The following is a 16,384-nucleotide window of genomic DNA, read 5'->3' as shown; positions in this document are numbered from 1 at the left end:
ACCGGCAAACGCGCAGCCGCCGCGGCTGCCCGATTGGCGTACGCTTTACCCTGACACGGAACGAAGGCTTGAGTATCGAAATGGGATATCATGGGGCACTATGGGCGTCAACGGGAATGGCTTCACAAACACGCGCGCCGCGACCAATGAGAGCAGCCTTGACGGCACGTCTCGTCTTTATGGTCCATTAAGCCTAACGAAGCGTTTAGAGCCGGCTGGCACAACCGGACGCGCCTTGCCGCGAGCCACTGCCCGGCATAGCGTCTCGCCGCATCCGGTCGGTCACCAAGAGGGTCTGAGAATCGATGTCTGAAACAGCGAACGCACGCGCTGCGACACTTCCCCACCTGCGCGACAGCGGGCTCGCAAAGGGCGACCCGATCCCTCTGCCTTTGACCATGGCCGCGATCTATCACACACCTGGCGACGCCACCGGTTTCGATCAGTACGGTCGCTTCAGCAACCCGACCTGGGACGCGGTCGAGCATATGCTGGCGCATCTGGAAGGAGCACCCTGCGTCGCCTTTCCGTCCGGGATGGCTGCAATCAGTTCGGTGTTTTTCGCCCTGCTCAAGACCGGCGACCGCATCTTGTTGCCTTCGGACGGCTATCACACGACAAGGGCACTGGCCGATCGTTTCCTGAAGCCGTTTGGCGTCACCTATGATGTGAGGCCGACATCGAGCTTTATCGACGGCGGCTTCGAAGGTTACCGCCTGGCCTTTGTCGAAACCCCCGCCAATCCGGGACTGGATATCTGCGATATCGCGGCTGTCACAGACGCTGTTCACAAAGCCGGCGCCCTCCTTGTCGTCGACAACACGACGATGACGCCCTTCGGCCAGCGCCCGCTCGACCATGGCGCCGACATCGTCGTCGCGGCAGACACCAAGGCGCCCAATGGCCATTCCGACGTGCTGTTCGGCCATGTTGCCAGCCGCAATGCCGATATCGTCACCGCCGTGACCGGCTGGCGCGAAATCTCGGGCAGCATTCCCGGGCCGTTCGAAGCATGGCTGGTGCATCGTGGTCTGGAAACGCTGGATGTCCGCTTTGACCGCATGTGCTCTTCGGCGGAAGTGATCGCACGGCGGCTGAAAGGCCACCGGGCAATCAGCGGCCTGCGTTTTCCCGGGCTGGAAAGCGACCCGTCACACAATCTTGCCCGCGCCCAGATGGAGCGCTTCGGCTTTCTCATCTCTTTCGAACTCGCCTCGGAAGACAAGGCCGAGGAATTCATCAACAACTGTGCCTTGATGCAGGCCGCGACATCCTTCGGCGGCGTTCACACCTCCGCCGAACGTCGGACAAAGCGAGGCGATGCAGTACCTCCCGGTTTTGTTCGTCTCTCGGTCGGCTGCGAACCGGTGGAAGAGCTCTGGAAGGCGATCGAGGCGTCGCTGGACAAGATCAGCGGCTGACCGGTCGACTGCGAACCCAGGTCATCGGCTTCGATGTTGCGTTTGCCGTGCAGCACGCGGACGATTTCGATCGCGACGTGACCGACCCGGTACAAGGTGGGGTAGTCACCAACGACCAGATGGCGGATGCCCGGTTCGATATCGTCGCGCGGCGCCTGAGAACGGATAGGTTGTCAGCTGCTGCTGGCCCATGGCACGACTTAATCGCACCAGCTACAAGCAACCGGCTGGCCTCCCGCTCTAGGGCAATAGCTGAACAAGCTTGAACCAACAGGCGCGCCCGAAAGCGCAACCTGCTGATCTCAAAAGATTTCTCTTCGATATCGCGGAGAAAATTGCCAGCTGGCCTGTAAGCCGGGTTTTGTATGGCCCCCGCCCCTTGCGGTGCGAGAACGTGGCGACCATTCATCTTGGACACATGTTGCCATGCGCCTCACGCAACCTACCCGGACGGTGAGCCGGAAACAGCCCTCGAGGGTTTCCCCTCGCACCGCCCCTATTCGGTCTTGCTCCCGGTGGGGTTTACCGTGCCGCTCCTGTTGCCAGTCGCGCGGTGGGCTCTTACCCCACCCTTTCACCCTTGCCACGGTAGACCATGGCGGTTTGCTTTCTGTGGCACTTTCCCTGGGGTCGCCCCCGCCGGCCATTAACCGGCACCGTGTTTCCATGGAGCCCGGACTTTCCTCACCCGCGGCCTTTCGGCTGTTGCGGGTGCGGCCGCCCGGCCAGCTGGCAAGGCGTATAAAGGGGTTCACGCTCGAAAACGCAAACGAAAAAGCCGGCCGCTCCGGCCGGCTCCACAGACAGTCGGCTACAGCGCCGCCATCTGCACCTTGACCTTGCTGCAATAGGCGGCCGACACCGGGTTCATTCGCGTTGCGGCGTGGCCTGCATTGTATTTCAGGATCGTGCCGCAGGTGGTGCCGCCGCCGAGATCCTGCGCCATGGCAAGGTACTTCATGCCGTATTTGATGTTGGTGTCGGGATCGAAGAGTCCCTTGGCCGAACCGTTGTAGCCCATCATCCGCGCCGTCGCCGGCTTGATTTGCATCAGGCCGATTTCGCCGGCGCCGCCGATCATGTTCGGCCGGTAGTTGCTCTCGACCCGTATGACGGCGTGAGCGAGCGAAACCGGTACACCATAGCTCGCGGCATAGCGCGCGACGATCGCCGAATACTGACTGCCGCCGGCCACCGCAGCCGCCGCAGCCGCTGGCAGCGCAACGCCCCTTGGACCGATCGATGCCGTTGTCATCTTGTCGACGGTCTTGCGGGCGCGCTTCGTCTGCCTTTTGGCGGTGGACTTCTTCGCCTTGGTCAAACTTGCCTTTTCCATTTTCGCGGAAGCCCGCTTCGGCGCCTTGGCGTCGTGGCCTGCCTTGCCGCTTTTGGCGGATACCGTGATGACCCCTTGATCCGCGCGCGGGCTGAGTGGCGCCGCATTTGCGGCACTGAAGGCAAAAGTCATAACGCCGGCAGCAAGAGCTGCCGTTAAAATGGTCAATTTCTGCATGTGATCCTGTTCTGTCTGAACCGCGTGAAGATGTTCACGCAGCAACGCTTAATCAATATCGGAACATCCGGGGGCTTGGGGTCCGACAAACTTGCACGTCAGGCGTTTGACGCTCGAATTGGTGCCAAACAAGGCCAGGCAAGTCACTTTAAGTGACAGCTTGTAACTTAAACATTGGAAAGGACGACTTGGGAGAGGCTTCCCAGGGTCAAGACCTTGCGGAAGCAAGCAGCCTTTGCAGCGTCCGCACTGTCGAGCCATCGGCCACCCCATCGACCAGGCGCGGTCGGAAATGCCGCTGAAACGCCTCGACGACGATCTCCGTCTGCCGGTCGAAAATGCCTGATATCTCGACGCCGTAGCCATAGAGTGCCAGCATCGACTGCAACGCCTCGACATCGGAACCGGTGTCGCCGGCCTTGAGCAGGGCCCCATGCCTGACGGGTGCAGCCGCCACGAAATGGCCGACACCGGCCTCGAACAGCGTCCGCCACGGAAACTTTTCGCCCGGATCGATCTTGCGTCCCGGCGCCACGTCGGAATGGGCCAGCACCCGCTCGGCGGCAATCGAATGCCGACCAGCAATCCCGGCGCACAGGCGGATCACCGCATCGATCTGCCGCCTGGGAAAACCGGGATAGCCCAGCGAGTGTCCCGGATTGACGATCTCGATGCCGATCGAGCAGGAATTGATGTCGGCGCGCCCGAACCACGAACTCTTGCCGGCATGCCAGGCGCGGTCGCTCTCCCGGACCATCTGCACGACGTGGCCATTCTCGTGGACCAGATAGTGCGACGAGACCTCGCTGGCCGGGTCGCACAGCCATGCCTCGGCGCCGGCGCCGGTCGGCATGCCGGTGTAATGCAGCACGATCATATCGGGTTTGAGCGTGTCGCGCCGCGGACCGAAATTCGGCGATACCCTGACCTCGGCGCTAGGCTCGTCGGGCCGGAAGCCGCTCATGCGTGCCGCAGGCCCCGCTCGATCATCTCATAGGCGGCGTTGATCGCCGCCACCCTGGTCGTTGCGATCTTGATGAATTCCTGCGGCAGGCCGCGCGCGATCAGCCGATCCGGATGATTATCGGAGACCAGCTTGCGATAGCGCTTTCTGACCTCTTCGAACGGCTTGCCGCGTTCGATGCCGAGCACGACATAGGGGTCACCGGCGCCAAGATTGACATGCCTCGCCATGATGCTTTCGTAATGCGCCTCGTCGATGCGGAAAATCTCGGCGATACGGTGCAGGAAGACGCCTTCGTGCTCATGCACCAGGCCGTCGGCCTTGGCGATGTGGAACAGACCGTCGAGTATGTCTTCCAGCATCACGCAGTTGGAATGCCCCGAGCCGCACAGTTGCGCCATCCGCTCGGCATAGGTCTCGAAACCGGCCACGTCGCGCTGCGCGAGGTCGAACAGCCGCGCCACATTGCGCGTCTCTTTCGGCGGTACCTCGAAGATCTCCTGGAAGGCACGCACCTCATCTTGGGTCACGATGCCATCGGCCTTGGCCATCTTGGCCGACAGCGCGATCATCGCCACCGAGAAAGCGACCCGCCGGCGCAGATCGGCGTCGCCGGAGAAAACCGTGCGCACGGCTTCGACGACGTCGGCGACACCCGACGAGGCTGAGGATGAAACGCGTGTGATGAACTCGCCAAGGCGATCCCAAATCGACATGGCCTGCTTCTTAGTGCCACCGCCCCCCGCTATCAAGCCGGGACAGTGCCGCAGCCCGGCGCAACCTAGGGTGCCAGACAATATGAGAAAGGCCAGCGCACAGCCGGCCTTCCTCATTCATCACACGAGTACTGTTTTGCTGACTACTGCGCGGGCGCAGGAGCTGGTGTTGCCGGAGCCGGCTCGACAGGCTTCTCGGGTGTGATGCTCTTCGTGGTCGAGTTGTCGGTTGCCGGAGGCGTTGCGGCCGGCGGCGTGGCTTCCGGCGTCGCCGGCTTCATCGGCTCTTCGGCTGCCGGTGGATTGGTGCTCTGGGTGGTGGTGTTGTCCTTGCCGCTATCGCTGCAGGCTGCAACGCCCAGCAAGGCCAAAGCGGAAACGGACGTGAGAATGAGCTTTTTCATAAGATCTCTCCTTCAATACGCGTTCACGTTACGGTGAACGGTCGAACAGGAAATGCATCAGACAGCCATGAGTTTCGTAACGTTGCGTTTCCGCATGTAACATCGTCTGGCCCGTTTGCGATTGCCGGCCAGACAACGGCGAACTAACAGGATGCGTTGAACCGATCGAACTGAAACGTGCCGGGAGCTGCCATGACCGCGAAGTGGGATTTCTGGATCGATCGCGGCGGGACCTTCACCGATGTCATCGGCCGCGACCCGCATGGCGGGCTGCATCCCCGCAAGCTTCTCTCCGAAAATCCGGAAGCCTACGCCGATGCCGCCATCCAGGGCATCCGCGATCTTCTCGGCCTGTCCCCCGGCGGCACGATCCCGTCCGGCCTGATCGGCGACGTCAAGATGGGCACCACGGTCGCCACCAATGCATTGCTGGAGCGCAAGGGCGACCGGGTGCTGCTGCTCATCACCAAGGGCTTTCGCGATGCGCTGAAGATCGCCTACCAGGCGCGCCCGGACATCTTCGCCAAGGAAATCATCCTTCCCGAACAGCTCTATGAGCGCGTCATCGAGATCGACGAGCGCGTGCGCGCCGATGGCCGCGTCGAACGGTTGCTCGACATCGCCGCTTGCCGGCCAGCGATCGAGCAGGCGAAAGCAGATGGCATCGATGCCGTCGCCATCGTCTTCATGCACGCCTGGAAATATCCAGATCACGAGAAGGCAGTGGCAAGAGTCTGCCGGAAACTCGGGTTCAGCCAGGTTTCCGTCAGCCACGAGGTCTCGCCGCTGATCAAGCTGGTCGGCCGCGGCGACACGGCCGTGGTCGACGCTTATCTGTCGCCGATCCTGTCTAGATATGTGCAACGCGTGGCGGGGGAAATGGGCACCGCGCCAATCCCCCCCACAAGGGGGGAGATCGGCCAGTCCCCTCGTCTCATGTTCATGATGTCCTCTGGCGGTCTTACCGCTGCCGATATGTTCCAAGGCAAGGACGCACTGTTGTCAGGGCCGGCCGGCGGCGTTGTCGGCATGGTCGAGACGGCGAAGCTCGCTGGCTTCGACAAGGTCATCGGCTTCGACATGGGCGGCACCTCCACCGATGTCGCCCATTATGACGGCGAATATGAGCGCGCCTTCGACACAGAGGTCGCCGGCGTGCGCATCCGCGCGCCGATGATGCGCATCCACACCGTCGCCGCCGGCGGCGGCTCGATCCTCCACTACGAGGCCGGCCGCTTCCGGGCCGGACCTGACTCGGCCGGAGCCAATCCCGGCCCGGCAGCGTATCGCCGCAGCGGCCCTTTGGCCGTTACCGATGCCAACGTCATGCTGGGCAAGCTGCAGCCCGATTTCTTCCCGGCGATTTTCGGGCCCGGCCAGGACGAACCACTCGATGTCGAGGCCGTGCGAACAAAATTCACCGCCCTGGCCGCCGAAATCGGCGATGGCCGCACGCCCGAGGCTGTCGCCGAGGGCTTCGTCACCATCGCCGTGGAAAACATGGCCAACGCCATCAAGAAGATTTCCGTCCAGCGCGGCTATGATGTCACCGAATATCTGCTCAATTGCTTCGGCGGCGCCGGCGGACAGCATGCGTGCCTGGTCGCCGACGCGCTCGGCATGGAGGCGGTGCTGATCCATCCCTTTTCCGGCCTGCTGTCGGCCTACGGCATCGGCCTGTCCTCGGTCTTTGCCTCGCGCCAGCAGGCGCTGCTGAAGCCTCTTGCAGAAGAGTCCAGAACCGAGATCGGCAACCTCATCGCCAGCTTGAGAAAGGCCGTCATCGCCGAGCTCGCAGCGCAAGGCATCGCCGAGGATGCGGTTGCCGCGAAACCGGTGCTGCACATTCGCTATGACGGCACCGACACGACTTTGCCCGTGAACTTCGAGGAAGACTCGATTTTTCAGGCCAGGCGCGATTTCGAAATCGCCCACAAGGCGCAATTCGGTTTCGTCTATGACAACAAGCCGATGATCGTCGAGACCGTCGGCGTCGAAGGCACCGACACCGGCGGCTCCGGACGCGACGAGAGTGATTCAGCGCTCGAAGACATCGCCGCAAACCCTTCGGAGATTCGAAAAATCTTTTCCGACGGCATCTGGCGCGACGCCGGCATCGTCCGCCGTGAAACGCTCAAGCCCGGGCACAAAGTCGCCGGCCCTGCGCTGATCATAGAGCCGAACCAGACCATCGTCGTCGAGCCGGGCTGGCAGGCCGAGATCACCGCCAAGAACCACGTGCTCTTGCGCCGTATCGAGGAGAAGCAGCGACAGGCGGCGCTCGGCACCAAAGCCGATCCAGTGATGCTGGAAGTCTTCAACAACCTGTTCATGTCGATCGCCGAGCAGATGGGCGTGACGCTGCAGAACACCGCCTATTCCGTCAACATCAAGGAGCGGCTGGATTTTTCCTGCGCAGTGTTCGACCGCAACGGCGCGCTAGTCGCCAATGCGCCGCACATGCCGGTGCATCTTGGCTCCATGGACCGTTCGGTCGAAACCATCATCCGGCTGAATTCCGGTGATATCCACCCCGGCGACGTCTTTGCCCTCAACGCGCCGTACAATGGCGGCACGCACCTGCCCGATATCACGGTGGTGACGCCGGTTTTCGACGATATCCAGCAGAAGATCCTCTTCTGGGCAGCCTCACGTGGCCATCATGCCGATATCGGCGGCACCGCCCCAGGCTCGATGACACCGCTGGCCACCACCGTCGACGAGGAAGGCGTGCTGTTCGACAATTTCCGCATCGTCGATCGCGGCCGCTTCCGCGAGAAGGAGCTGGAAACGCTGCTCACCGACCACCGCTGGCCGGCCCGCAATCCGCACCAGAACATCGCTGATCTCAAGGCGCAGATCGCCGCCAACGAAAAGGGTGTGGCAGAGCTTCGCAAGATGGTCACGCATTTCGGCCTCGATGTCGTCGAAGCCTATATGGGCCACGTCCAGGACAACGCAGCCGAAAGCGTGCGCCGCGTGCTGGAGCGGCTGCCGGACGCTTCCGAATATGAATATCCGACCGCCACCGGCCAGGTCATCAAGGTGAAGATCACGGTGGACCGGCAAAAGCGCGAGGCGACGGTCGATTTCACCGGCACCTCGCCTGTCATGAAGAACAATTTCAATGCGCCCGAGCCGGTCGCCCGCGCGGCTGTCCTGTACGCTTTCCGTGTCATGGTCGAGGACATGATCCCGATGAATGCCGGCTGCCTGCGGCCAATCAACATCATCATTCCCGACGGCTGCATGCTCAAACCCGCCTACCCCGCCGCCGTCGTCGCCGGCAATGTCGAGACCTCGCAGCACGTCACCAATGCGCTGTTCGGCGCCATGGGCGCCATGGCCAACGCGCAAGGCACAATGAACAACCTGACCTTCGGCAACAAGACATACCAATACTACGAGACGATCTGTTCCGGCTCGCCCGCCGGCCAGATGAACTCCGGCCGCGGTTTTTCCGGCACCTCTGGTGTCCACACCCATATGACCAATTCGCGCCTCACCGACCCGGAAGTGCTGGAACTGCGCTTTCCCGTTCTGCTCGAGGACTTCCACATTCGGGAAGGTTCCGGCGGCAAGGGCAGATGGAGCGCCGGCGACGGCACCAAACGCACCATCCGTTTCCTCGAGAAGATGGAATGCGCGATCCTGTCCTCGCATCGCAACCGCCCGCCGCAAGGACTGGACGGCGGCGGCGACGGCGAGGTCGGCTCGACCAAGGTCCGCCGCAAGGACGGCATGATCGAAATGCTGAAAGCCTGCGACCAGACCGTGCTTCAGGCCGGCGATGCCGTCATCCTGACGACGCCGACGCCGGGGGGATTCGGACGGCAATAAGCCGCTCCCGGGGCTGCAAGCCGGCTGCTGTCATCCATCTGTCATCGCCGAGCGCTACCCGCTTGCGGCAAAGCAAATGGGGAATCACCTTGCCATGACGGACGTTTCCGCAGATCTGGTTTTTCGCCGCGGCAAGGAAGTTGGAAAAGCCGTCTACCAGAACCGCCCGCTGTCGAAGGCCGGCATTTCGGAGCGGCTGTTCGCCTTCCTGTTTTCCGGCCTCGTCTATCCGCAGATCTGGGAAGACCCCGATGTCGACATGGAGGCGATGCAGCTTGGCCAGGGCCACCGCGTCGTCACCATCGCCTCGGGCGGCTGCAACATCCTCGCCTACCTGACCCGCTCGCCGGCACAGGTCGACGCCGTCGACCTCAACGCCGCGCACATCGCGCTGAACCGCATGAAGCTGGAGGCTGTGCGCCACCTGCCATCGCAGGGCGACCTGTTCCGCTTCTTCGGCGCCGCCGACACCAGCCACAATTCGCAAGCCTACGACCGTTTCATCGCGCCGCATCTCGATCCGGTCAGCCGTCACTACTGGGAGCGCCGCAACTGGCGCGGCCGCCGGCGCATTGCTGTCTTCGATCGCAATTTCTACCAGACCGGTCTGCTTGGCCGGTTCATCGCCATGGGCCACCGCACGGCCAAATTCTTCGGTGTCAATCCAGCCCGTATGATGGAAGCCAGAAACATCGGCGAACAGCGCCGCTTCTTCGATGAGGAATTGGCGCCGGTTTTCGACAAACCGCTGCTGAAATGGGCGACGTCGCGCAAGGCCTCTTTGTTCGGCCTCGGCATTCCGCCGGCGCAGTATGATTCGCTGATCACCTCCGGTGACGGCACCATGGCCAGTGTGCTCAAGGCCCGGCTGGAAAAGCTGGCTTGCGATTTTCCGCTGAAAAACAACTACTTCGCCTGGCAGGCCTTCGCCCGGCGGTATCCGAACCCCGGCGAAGCCGCCCTCCCCGCCTATCTCGAAAAGCAGAACTACGAGACCATCCGCGGCAATGTCGACCGCGTCGCCATCCACCACGCCAATCTGATCGAATTCCTTGCCGGCAAGGATGCAGGCGCGGTCGACCGCTTCATCCTGCTCGATGCGCAGGACTGGATGACAGATGACCAGCTCAATGCGCTGTGGGCGGAAATAACCCGCACGGCATCCGACGGCGCCCGCGTCATCTTCCGCACCGCCGCCGAGCCTAGCCTGTTGCCCGGCCGGGTCTCCAGCTCGCTGCTCGACCAGTGGAATTATCAGGACGAGATTTCGCGCGAATTCTCGGCCCGCGACCGCTCCGCCATCTATGGCGGCTTCCACCTCTATGTGAAGCGTGCCGCATGAGCACGACCGAGCTGCCGGCCGGCCATGCCGAATTGATGGACGGCGTCTACCGCTGGCAGCGCCACATCTACGACCTGACCCGCAAATACTACCTGCTTGGCCGCGACCAGTTGATCGCCGGGCTCGACGTACCGCCCGGCGGCACCGTGCTTGAGCTCGGCTGCGGCACAGGCCGCAACATCATCCTGGCCGCCCGTCGCTATCCCGGCGCACGCTTCTTCGGCCTCGACATTTCAGCCGAAATGCTGGAGACGGCTGGCGCCGCAATTGCCCGCGAAGTCTTGTCCGGCCGTGTCATGCTGGCAAGGGGTGACGCCACCGCTTTCGATGCGGGCGCGCTTTACGGTGTCGAACGGTTCGACCGCATCTTCGTGTCGTACTCGCTGTCGATGATCCCCGGCTGGGAGAAGACGGTTTCGGCGGCACTTGCGGCGCTGGCCCCCAGCGGTTCGCTGCATGTCGTCGATTTCGGCCAGCAGGAAGGCCTGCCGGGCTGGTTCCGGGCGATGCTGCGCGGCTGGCTCAAGAAGTTCCACGTCGCCCCGCGTGAATCGCTGCGCGAGATTCTGGAATCGGAATCTCGGCTTACCGGCGCAACCTTCCGTTTCCGCACGCTTTATCGCGGCTATGCCTGGCTGGCCGTGGTCGGGCCGCGTCCATAGAGCTAATGCAGCGCCGTCACCAGTGCCCCCACCATGGTCTGCGGCCGGTAGCCGAGCTTGGCCGGCGTCAGGCCCAGCCGCACCACCACCAGTTGCTCCGAGGGGATGATGGTGACCGTCTGCCCATCATGGCCTTCCATCCAGTAGGTGTCCCTGGGCAGGCCCGCCGCGACGCCGGCGCCGGGGCTGTCCTCGTCGCCCGGTGCCTCGATCCACAACTGGCCCTTGCCGTAGACTTTCGAGGCCGGTGCCGGCTCCCGCATCCAGTCGACGAAGCCGGCCGGAAGCACCTGGTTGCCGTTCCACACCCCACCTTGCAGCAGGAACTGACCGAAGCGCGCCCAGTCATGCGCGGTCGCATAGAGGTAGGACGAGCCGACGAAGGTGCCCTGCTCGTCGGTCTCCAGCACCACGCTGTGCATGCCGAGCGGCTCGAACAACGCCGTTCGTGGCCACATCAGCGCCTTGGCCTTGTCACCGATCGCCTCCTGCCAGAGGCGCGACAGCATCACCGCGCTGCCGCTCGAATAGGAGAACACCTTGCCGACCTCGGCGGTCAGCGGCTTGGATTCGGCGAAGCCCGCCATGTCGGGTTCGAGATAGAGCATGCGCGTGACGTCGGCGACGTCGCCATAGTCCTCATTGAACTCCAGCCCACTCGACATCGCCATCATGTCGGCAAGGCTGATCGCGGCGCGCCCATCCGCCTTCCAAGGCGCAAACAGCCCCTTGTCGGTGATGGCAATCTTGCCGTCCTTGACCAGCGTGCCGATGATCGCGGCGTTCACCGTCTTGGTCATCGACCAGCCAAGCAGCGGTGTCTTTGCCGAGAATCCCGCGCCATAGCGCTCGGCAACGACGCGGCCGTTCTTGACCACCACCACCGCGCGCATGCCGGTGCCGGTCAGTGCCGCGTCGTCGAGCAGCTTGGCAATCACCGGATCCTGTGATGGCTCGACGCGTTCGCCCTCCGGCCAAAACGCGTCCGCGCTGACCGCCGACGGCTCGGCGTGGACAGTCGTCCGCCGCGCCTTGCCGACATCGCCATCCGGAACCGACGCGCAGCCCAGACCGTCGCGCGCAACGGCAAGGCTTTTGCCAAGGAACCCAAGTAACCCTGCCGAAACCGTTCCCCTGTTCTTGTCCACGGAGACCCGCATCAAGCGCAGCAGCGGGTGCCCGGGCGCCTGGACGTCGACCGCGAGCACCTCATTGGGATCACGCCCGGCGATGAAGACGTTCGAGCAGACGATCTTGGCCGAATAGCCCGAGCCGACGCGGATCAATTCGGGCGGCGCGACGTAAAGCCAGGCAAACAGCACGGCGATCGCCAGCACGGCCAGGCCAAGCAGCCATTTGACGATCTTGACGACGATCCGCATTTGTTTCCTCCCAGGCCTCTGCCTGACGCCTCTGTCATCGATTTGCCGCCATTGCTTCCGCAAATCGCTATGCTTGTCGAGCGCCGTCAACCTGATATCAACCATGTTCGGCGATCACAGGCGGAACGGGCGATGCTGTGGGGCGATCGCTCGTAGGGGGCCAACGGCCAGCCATCAGTGCACAGACCCATCAGGGACCGGCTGAATCCGGCTCGGGAGTTGCGATGCGCCGTCTTGCGGCCCTTTTCATGCTAACGCTGCTTGGCGCATGCTCGACCGTGGACGATCTTTCGCCGCTGTCGCCGTCCGTGTCGAGCAGCCCGACTGTTGCCGTGCGCGCGCCGCGCTTTGCCGATTCCAAGCCGCATGAATGGGACAGCGGTGCGCCGTGGAACTATGCTGTTCACGGCACCGACGTCTCGAAATACCAGACCTCGGTCGACTGGCCGGCGGCCAAGGCCAGCGGCATCTCCTTCGCCTTCATCAAGGCGACTGAGGGCGGCGATCGCTTCGATGAATACTTCAACGAGCATTGGGCTCGCACGAAAGCCGCTGGCGTTCCTCGCGCGGCCTATCATTTCTTCTATTTCTGCACGCCCGCCGCTCAGCAGGCGCGCTGGTTCATCCGGAATGTTCCGGCCGACCGCTCGGCGATGCCGCCGGTCCTCGACATGGAGTGGAACCCGAAATCGCCGACCTGCAGGCTGCGTCCCGCTGCGGCCACGGTGCGCGCAGAGATGGCCACCTTCCTCGAAATCGTCGAACGGCACTATGGCAAGAAGCCGATCATCTACACCTCGGTCGACTTCTTCGACGACAACGAGCTGTCGACCTTCCGTGGCTACCCCTACTGGCTGCGCTCCGTGGCCGGCCATCCGCGCGAAAAATACGGCAGCCACCCCTTCACCTTCTGGCAGTACACCGGAACAGGCATCGTTCCCGGCATGACCGGCAAGTCCGACATCAACGTCTTCAACGGCAGTGAAGCCGCATGGAACAAGTGGCTACGGCAGAACACCCGCTGACACCGGTTCAACGCCAGCCAAGCCACCTGGAACAAGGGGCTGCGGCAGAACACCGTTGACACCGGTTCAACGGCACCGAAGCCGCCCTGAACGAGTGGCTACGGCAGAACACCCGTTGACACCGGGCTTGCCGCCTGCTTTTCGACACTGCCAGCGGTAAACAGTGCAGCCGCCGGTAATTTAGGGTGTTGGGCTTCCGAGGGGGCACGACAAAGGCCCTCATTCGTTTCGAAAGGAAGCCGATGCGACTGCGTTCCCAAGCCCTCGCGGCGCTGTTCTTGTGCGCCACGACCTTGCCGGCGATGGCGCAGGAATGCGGCGGCGACTTCGAAGCCTGGAAGCAGGGCGTGGCGGCGGAAGCCAAGGCGGCCGGTGTCGGCGTCGTGGGTCTCGACGCGCTGGAGGATGCCACCCTTGACGACAAGGTCCTGGCGCGTGACCGCGCCCAGGGCGTCTTCACCCAGACCTTCATCGAATTCTCCACCCGCATGATCTCGGCCTACCGGCTGAAGCAGGGCGCGGCAAACCTGAAGAAATACGCAGACGTCTTCGCCCGTGCCGACCAGCAGTTCGGCGTCCAGGCACCAATCATCGCCGCCTTCTGGGCGCTCGAGACCGATTTCGGCGCCGTGCAGGGCGATTTCCACACGCTGAGCGCCCTGGTTACGCTGTCCCATGATTGCCGCCGACCGCAACTGTTCCGGCCGCAGCTGGTGCCACTTCTGGAATTGATCGATCGCGGCGTGGTGCCGGCCGATGTCAGGGGGGCCTGGGCCGGCGAGATCGGCCAGACGCAGATCCTGCCTTCCGACTATCTGGCGCGCGGCGTCGACGGCGACGGCGACGGCAAGGTCGACCTGCGCGGCAGCGTGCCGGATGTGATCATGACCACCGCCAACAAGGTGCTGTCGCGTGGTTGGAAACGCGACGAACCCTGGATCGAGGAAGTCCGCGTCCCCGACGACATGCCGTGGGACCAGACCGGGCGCACCAACAAGCTGCCGCTGACGCAATGGGCGCAATGGGGCGTCACCTACCCCAGCGGCGCACCGTTGGTCGACAACGGCCTGAAAGCGGGCCTCGCCCTGCCGATGGGACGCAAGGGACCAGCCTTCCTCGCCTACGACAATTTCGACGTCTATCTCGAATGGAACCAGTCCTTCACCTACGCGCTGACTGCGGCCAACCTCGCCGCCAGGCTGGCGGGCGCGCCACAGTTCGATCCGCGCAATCCCGAGACAGGTCTCAACAACGATCAGCTGAAGGCGCTGCAGACGAAGCTGGAAGCCAGGGGTTATGACGTCGGCACGGTCGACGGCATCCTCGGCACCAACACCCGCGAAGCGATCCGCAAGGAGCAGATGCGCCTTGGCCTGCCGGTGGATGGCTGGCCGACGCCGGACCTTTTGGCGAAGCTGTAATTGCCTGTATGACGTGGAAGCCTGTTGGTGCCAAGCATTTGTGGAAGTCTGGATGAGCCTCTATGACCCAAAGAACAGCTACACGCCGAACCTCGTTCCGCCGCGGCCATGGGACAGCATCGAGGCCTTCTACATCTCGCTGACCAACGAAGCCATCGACCAGCAGCCCATGGTCGATCTCATTCGCCACATCCGGTCTGCTTATGGCGGGAACAGATTTTACGCATTAACCTCGATGCATACGCTGATTATCAGCGTCAACAATCCCATCGAGTTCAATCGTGACAACCTGCGAATTGACTACCATTCCCGCGACGGGACTTGGGAGTTCATTTTCCTGTCAAAGCCCTTCAAGCCGGCGGAATTCGCCAGGCACTACCCCGCCGCGCTGGGGATCGAAAAATTCGATAGTTTCGTGCAGATGATCGGCTGGTAGGACCACTACCCCGCCATCGTCTCCAAGCTCGCAAAGCCTTGCGGCGCGTCGCCCTCGTCGAACGGCGTCGTCACCTCGACGAAGGTGTCGGGGTAAAAGCCGTTGAAGCGGGTCCGCAGCGACAGCGAATAAGCGCCGATATGGCCGATCTCGATCCAGTCGCCGGTGTCGACTGTTTCCGGCAACCAGAACGGCCGCGACAGGATATCGACGGAATCGCAGGTCGCGCCGCAGACCTTGAACGGTACGATGTTCTTTTCCTCGCCATTGCGCGAGCGGATCGCCGGATCGGGGATGAAGCGCGCCGGCAGCGTGATCTTGCCGGTCCATGAATCCGACAGCGACGCCCAGATGCCGTCATTGATGTAGAGCCGCTTGCCCTTGCGCAGCAGCACCCGCACAATCAGCGACAGGCAGCGCGCCACGATCACCCGGCCGGGCTCCGCCACCAGCGGTATTTGATCGAACTGATATTCTTTCAGGTCACCGGATAGCCGCGACATGATCTGGCCGAGCGACGGCATCTCGATCTGCTTGCGGTTCGGGTCGTGGCCGTACTCGGCTGGAAAGCCGCCGCCGACGTCGAGCCCGGCAATGTCGAAGGTCAGCCGGTTGCGCACCCAGTCGGCCGAGGCCAGCGCTCGCTCATAGGTGTCGGGATCCTCGATCTGGCTGCCGACATGGAAACACAGGCCGACCTTGTAGCCGGTGCGGTTCAGCCGCTCCGCCAGTTCGACCGCATAGGCCGGTCCGGCGCCGAACTTCTTCGACAGTTCGTAGGCGGCAAGCCCCTTGGTCTGCACCCGCACGAACACGGTGATTGCGCCCGGATCGATGTCGAGCGCCCGCACCACCCGCGTCAGCTTGGTGATCTCGTCCTCATGGTCGAGCGAAATGACGCGGATGGCGTACTTCTCCAGCGCCAGCTTGATGTCCGACTGCGCCTTGACCGGATGCATGTAGAGCATCTCGGCATCGGCAGAGACCGCGCGCACGGCGGCGAACTCGCCGGGCGAAGCGACGTCGAAAGCGGTGACGCCGGCCTCGACCAATGCCTTGAGCACGATCGGCTCGCCATTGGTCTTGACCGCATAGGCCGTCTTGCCGGGGAACATGCCCATGAACTGTCTGGCATCCGCCATCAGCACCTGTGGGCGGAAACAATAGACCGGATCGTCCGGGCGAAGCGCCAGTGCCGCCTCGCGGGCATTCTCGAATCGCTGCATGGACGAATCCTCACCTCGGCTGCGCACAATTA

At 63.0% G+C, this 16,384-nt stretch carries 13 protein-coding genes and 1 other RNA gene; 7 read left to right on the top strand and 7 right to left on the bottom strand.

Features of this window, described 5'->3' with window-relative positions; genetic code table 11:
• Positions 1 to 305 precede the first annotated feature (305 nt).
• Entirely contained in the window at positions 306 to 1,421 is a 1,116-nt protein-coding gene (locus AC1D10_RS19200; protein ID WP_477274558.1) for a cystathionine gamma-lyase, read from the top strand.
• 334 nt (positions 1,422 to 1,755) lie between these two features.
• Here AC1D10_RS19200 and rnpB read toward each other — a convergent pair.
• The 5 genes from rnpB to AC1D10_RS19175 all read right to left on the bottom strand — a co-directional run bounded on the left by rnpB (position 1,756) and on the right by AC1D10_RS19175 (position 5,018).
• An RNA gene (gene rnpB, locus AC1D10_RS19195) (RNase P RNA component class A) lies at positions 1,756 to 2,154 on the bottom strand.
• 78 nt (positions 2,155 to 2,232) lie between these two features.
• Positions 2,233 to 2,934: a lytic transglycosylase domain-containing protein gene (locus AC1D10_RS19190; RefSeq protein WP_477274556.1), complete on the bottom strand. Its 702-nt coding sequence runs from the start codon at positions 2,932 to 2,934 to the stop codon at positions 2,233 to 2,235.
• A gap of 208 nt (positions 2,935 to 3,142) precedes the next feature.
• Positions 3,143 to 3,898, bottom strand: a complete 756-nt coding sequence (locus AC1D10_RS19185; protein WP_477274554.1) for an N-acetylmuramoyl-L-alanine amidase — start codon at positions 3,896 to 3,898, stop codon at positions 3,143 to 3,145.
• Positions 3,895 to 4,614: a TerB family tellurite resistance protein gene (locus AC1D10_RS19180; RefSeq protein ID WP_477274552.1), complete on the bottom strand. Its 720-nt coding sequence runs from the start codon at positions 4,612 to 4,614 to the stop codon at positions 3,895 to 3,897. The genes AC1D10_RS19185 and AC1D10_RS19180 overlap by 4 nt, the downstream gene beginning before the upstream one ends.
• A gap of 143 nt (positions 4,615 to 4,757) precedes the next feature.
• A complete protein-coding gene (locus tag AC1D10_RS19175) occupies positions 4,758 to 5,018 on the bottom strand; it encodes a hypothetical protein (protein ID WP_477274550.1) in 261 nt (86 codons plus the stop codon).
• 192 nt (positions 5,019 to 5,210) lie between these two features.
• Between AC1D10_RS19175 and AC1D10_RS19170 the strand changes: the two genes are divergently transcribed.
• From AC1D10_RS19170 to AC1D10_RS19160, 3 genes are all read left to right on the top strand, one after another.
• A complete protein-coding gene (locus tag AC1D10_RS19170) occupies positions 5,211 to 8,858 on the top strand; it encodes a hydantoinase B/oxoprolinase family protein (RefSeq protein WP_477274548.1) in 3,648 nt (1,215 codons plus the stop codon).
• A gap of 94 nt (positions 8,859 to 8,952) precedes the next feature.
• Complete coding sequence (locus AC1D10_RS19165; protein ID WP_477274546.1) at positions 8,953 to 10,200, top strand: BtaA family protein; 1,248 nt, start codon at positions 8,953 to 8,955, stop codon at positions 10,198 to 10,200.
• Entirely contained in the window at positions 10,197 to 10,862 is a 666-nt protein-coding gene (locus AC1D10_RS19160; protein WP_477274544.1) for a class I SAM-dependent methyltransferase, read from the top strand. The genes AC1D10_RS19165 and AC1D10_RS19160 overlap by 4 nt, the downstream gene beginning before the upstream one ends.
• A 2-nt stretch (positions 10,863 to 10,864) precedes the next feature.
• On the opposite strand, the gene AC1D10_RS19155 is transcribed toward AC1D10_RS19160, so the two are convergent.
• Positions 10,865 to 12,244, bottom strand: coding sequence for a serine hydrolase domain-containing protein (locus AC1D10_RS19155; RefSeq protein WP_477274542.1), 1,380 nt, complete (start codon positions 12,242 to 12,244; stop codon positions 10,865 to 10,867).
• 224 nt (positions 12,245 to 12,468) lie between these two features.
• Here AC1D10_RS19155 and AC1D10_RS19150 point away from each other — a divergent pair, with 224 nt between their 5' ends.
• The 3 genes from AC1D10_RS19150 (at position 12,469) to AC1D10_RS19140 (ending at position 15,126) form a co-directional block, all read left to right on the top strand.
• Positions 12,469 to 13,269 carry a glycoside hydrolase family 25 protein gene (locus AC1D10_RS19150; RefSeq protein WP_477274540.1) on the top strand — a complete coding sequence of 267 codons (801 nt, stop codon included), beginning with the start codon at positions 12,469 to 12,471 and terminating at the stop codon, positions 13,267 to 13,269.
• A 242-nt stretch (positions 13,270 to 13,511) separates the two neighbouring features.
• On the top strand, positions 13,512 to 14,690 hold the full coding sequence (locus AC1D10_RS19145) for a lytic murein transglycosylase (protein ID WP_477274538.1): 1,179 nt from the start codon (positions 13,512 to 13,514) through the stop codon (positions 14,688 to 14,690).
• Between the two features lie 52 nt (positions 14,691 to 14,742).
• The gene (locus tag AC1D10_RS19140) at positions 14,743 to 15,126 is read left to right on the top strand and encodes a hypothetical protein (protein ID WP_477274536.1); all 384 of its coding nucleotides are present in this window, start codon (positions 14,743 to 14,745) and stop codon (positions 15,124 to 15,126) included.
• 5 nt (positions 15,127 to 15,131) lie between these two features.
• Here the strand turns inward: AC1D10_RS19140 and AC1D10_RS19135 are convergent, their stop codons facing one another.
• Positions 15,132 to 16,352: an alanine racemase gene (locus AC1D10_RS19135; protein WP_477274534.1), complete on the bottom strand. Its 1,221-nt coding sequence runs from the start codon at positions 16,350 to 16,352 to the stop codon at positions 15,132 to 15,134.
• Positions 16,353 to 16,384: the final 32 nt, after the last annotated feature.

The sequence above is a fragment of the Mesorhizobium sp. P2_A8 genome (assembly GCF_056404935.1).
The sequence above is the reverse complement of the archived record's forward strand: the minus strand, read 5'-3'. Positions and strand labels throughout refer to the sequence as shown.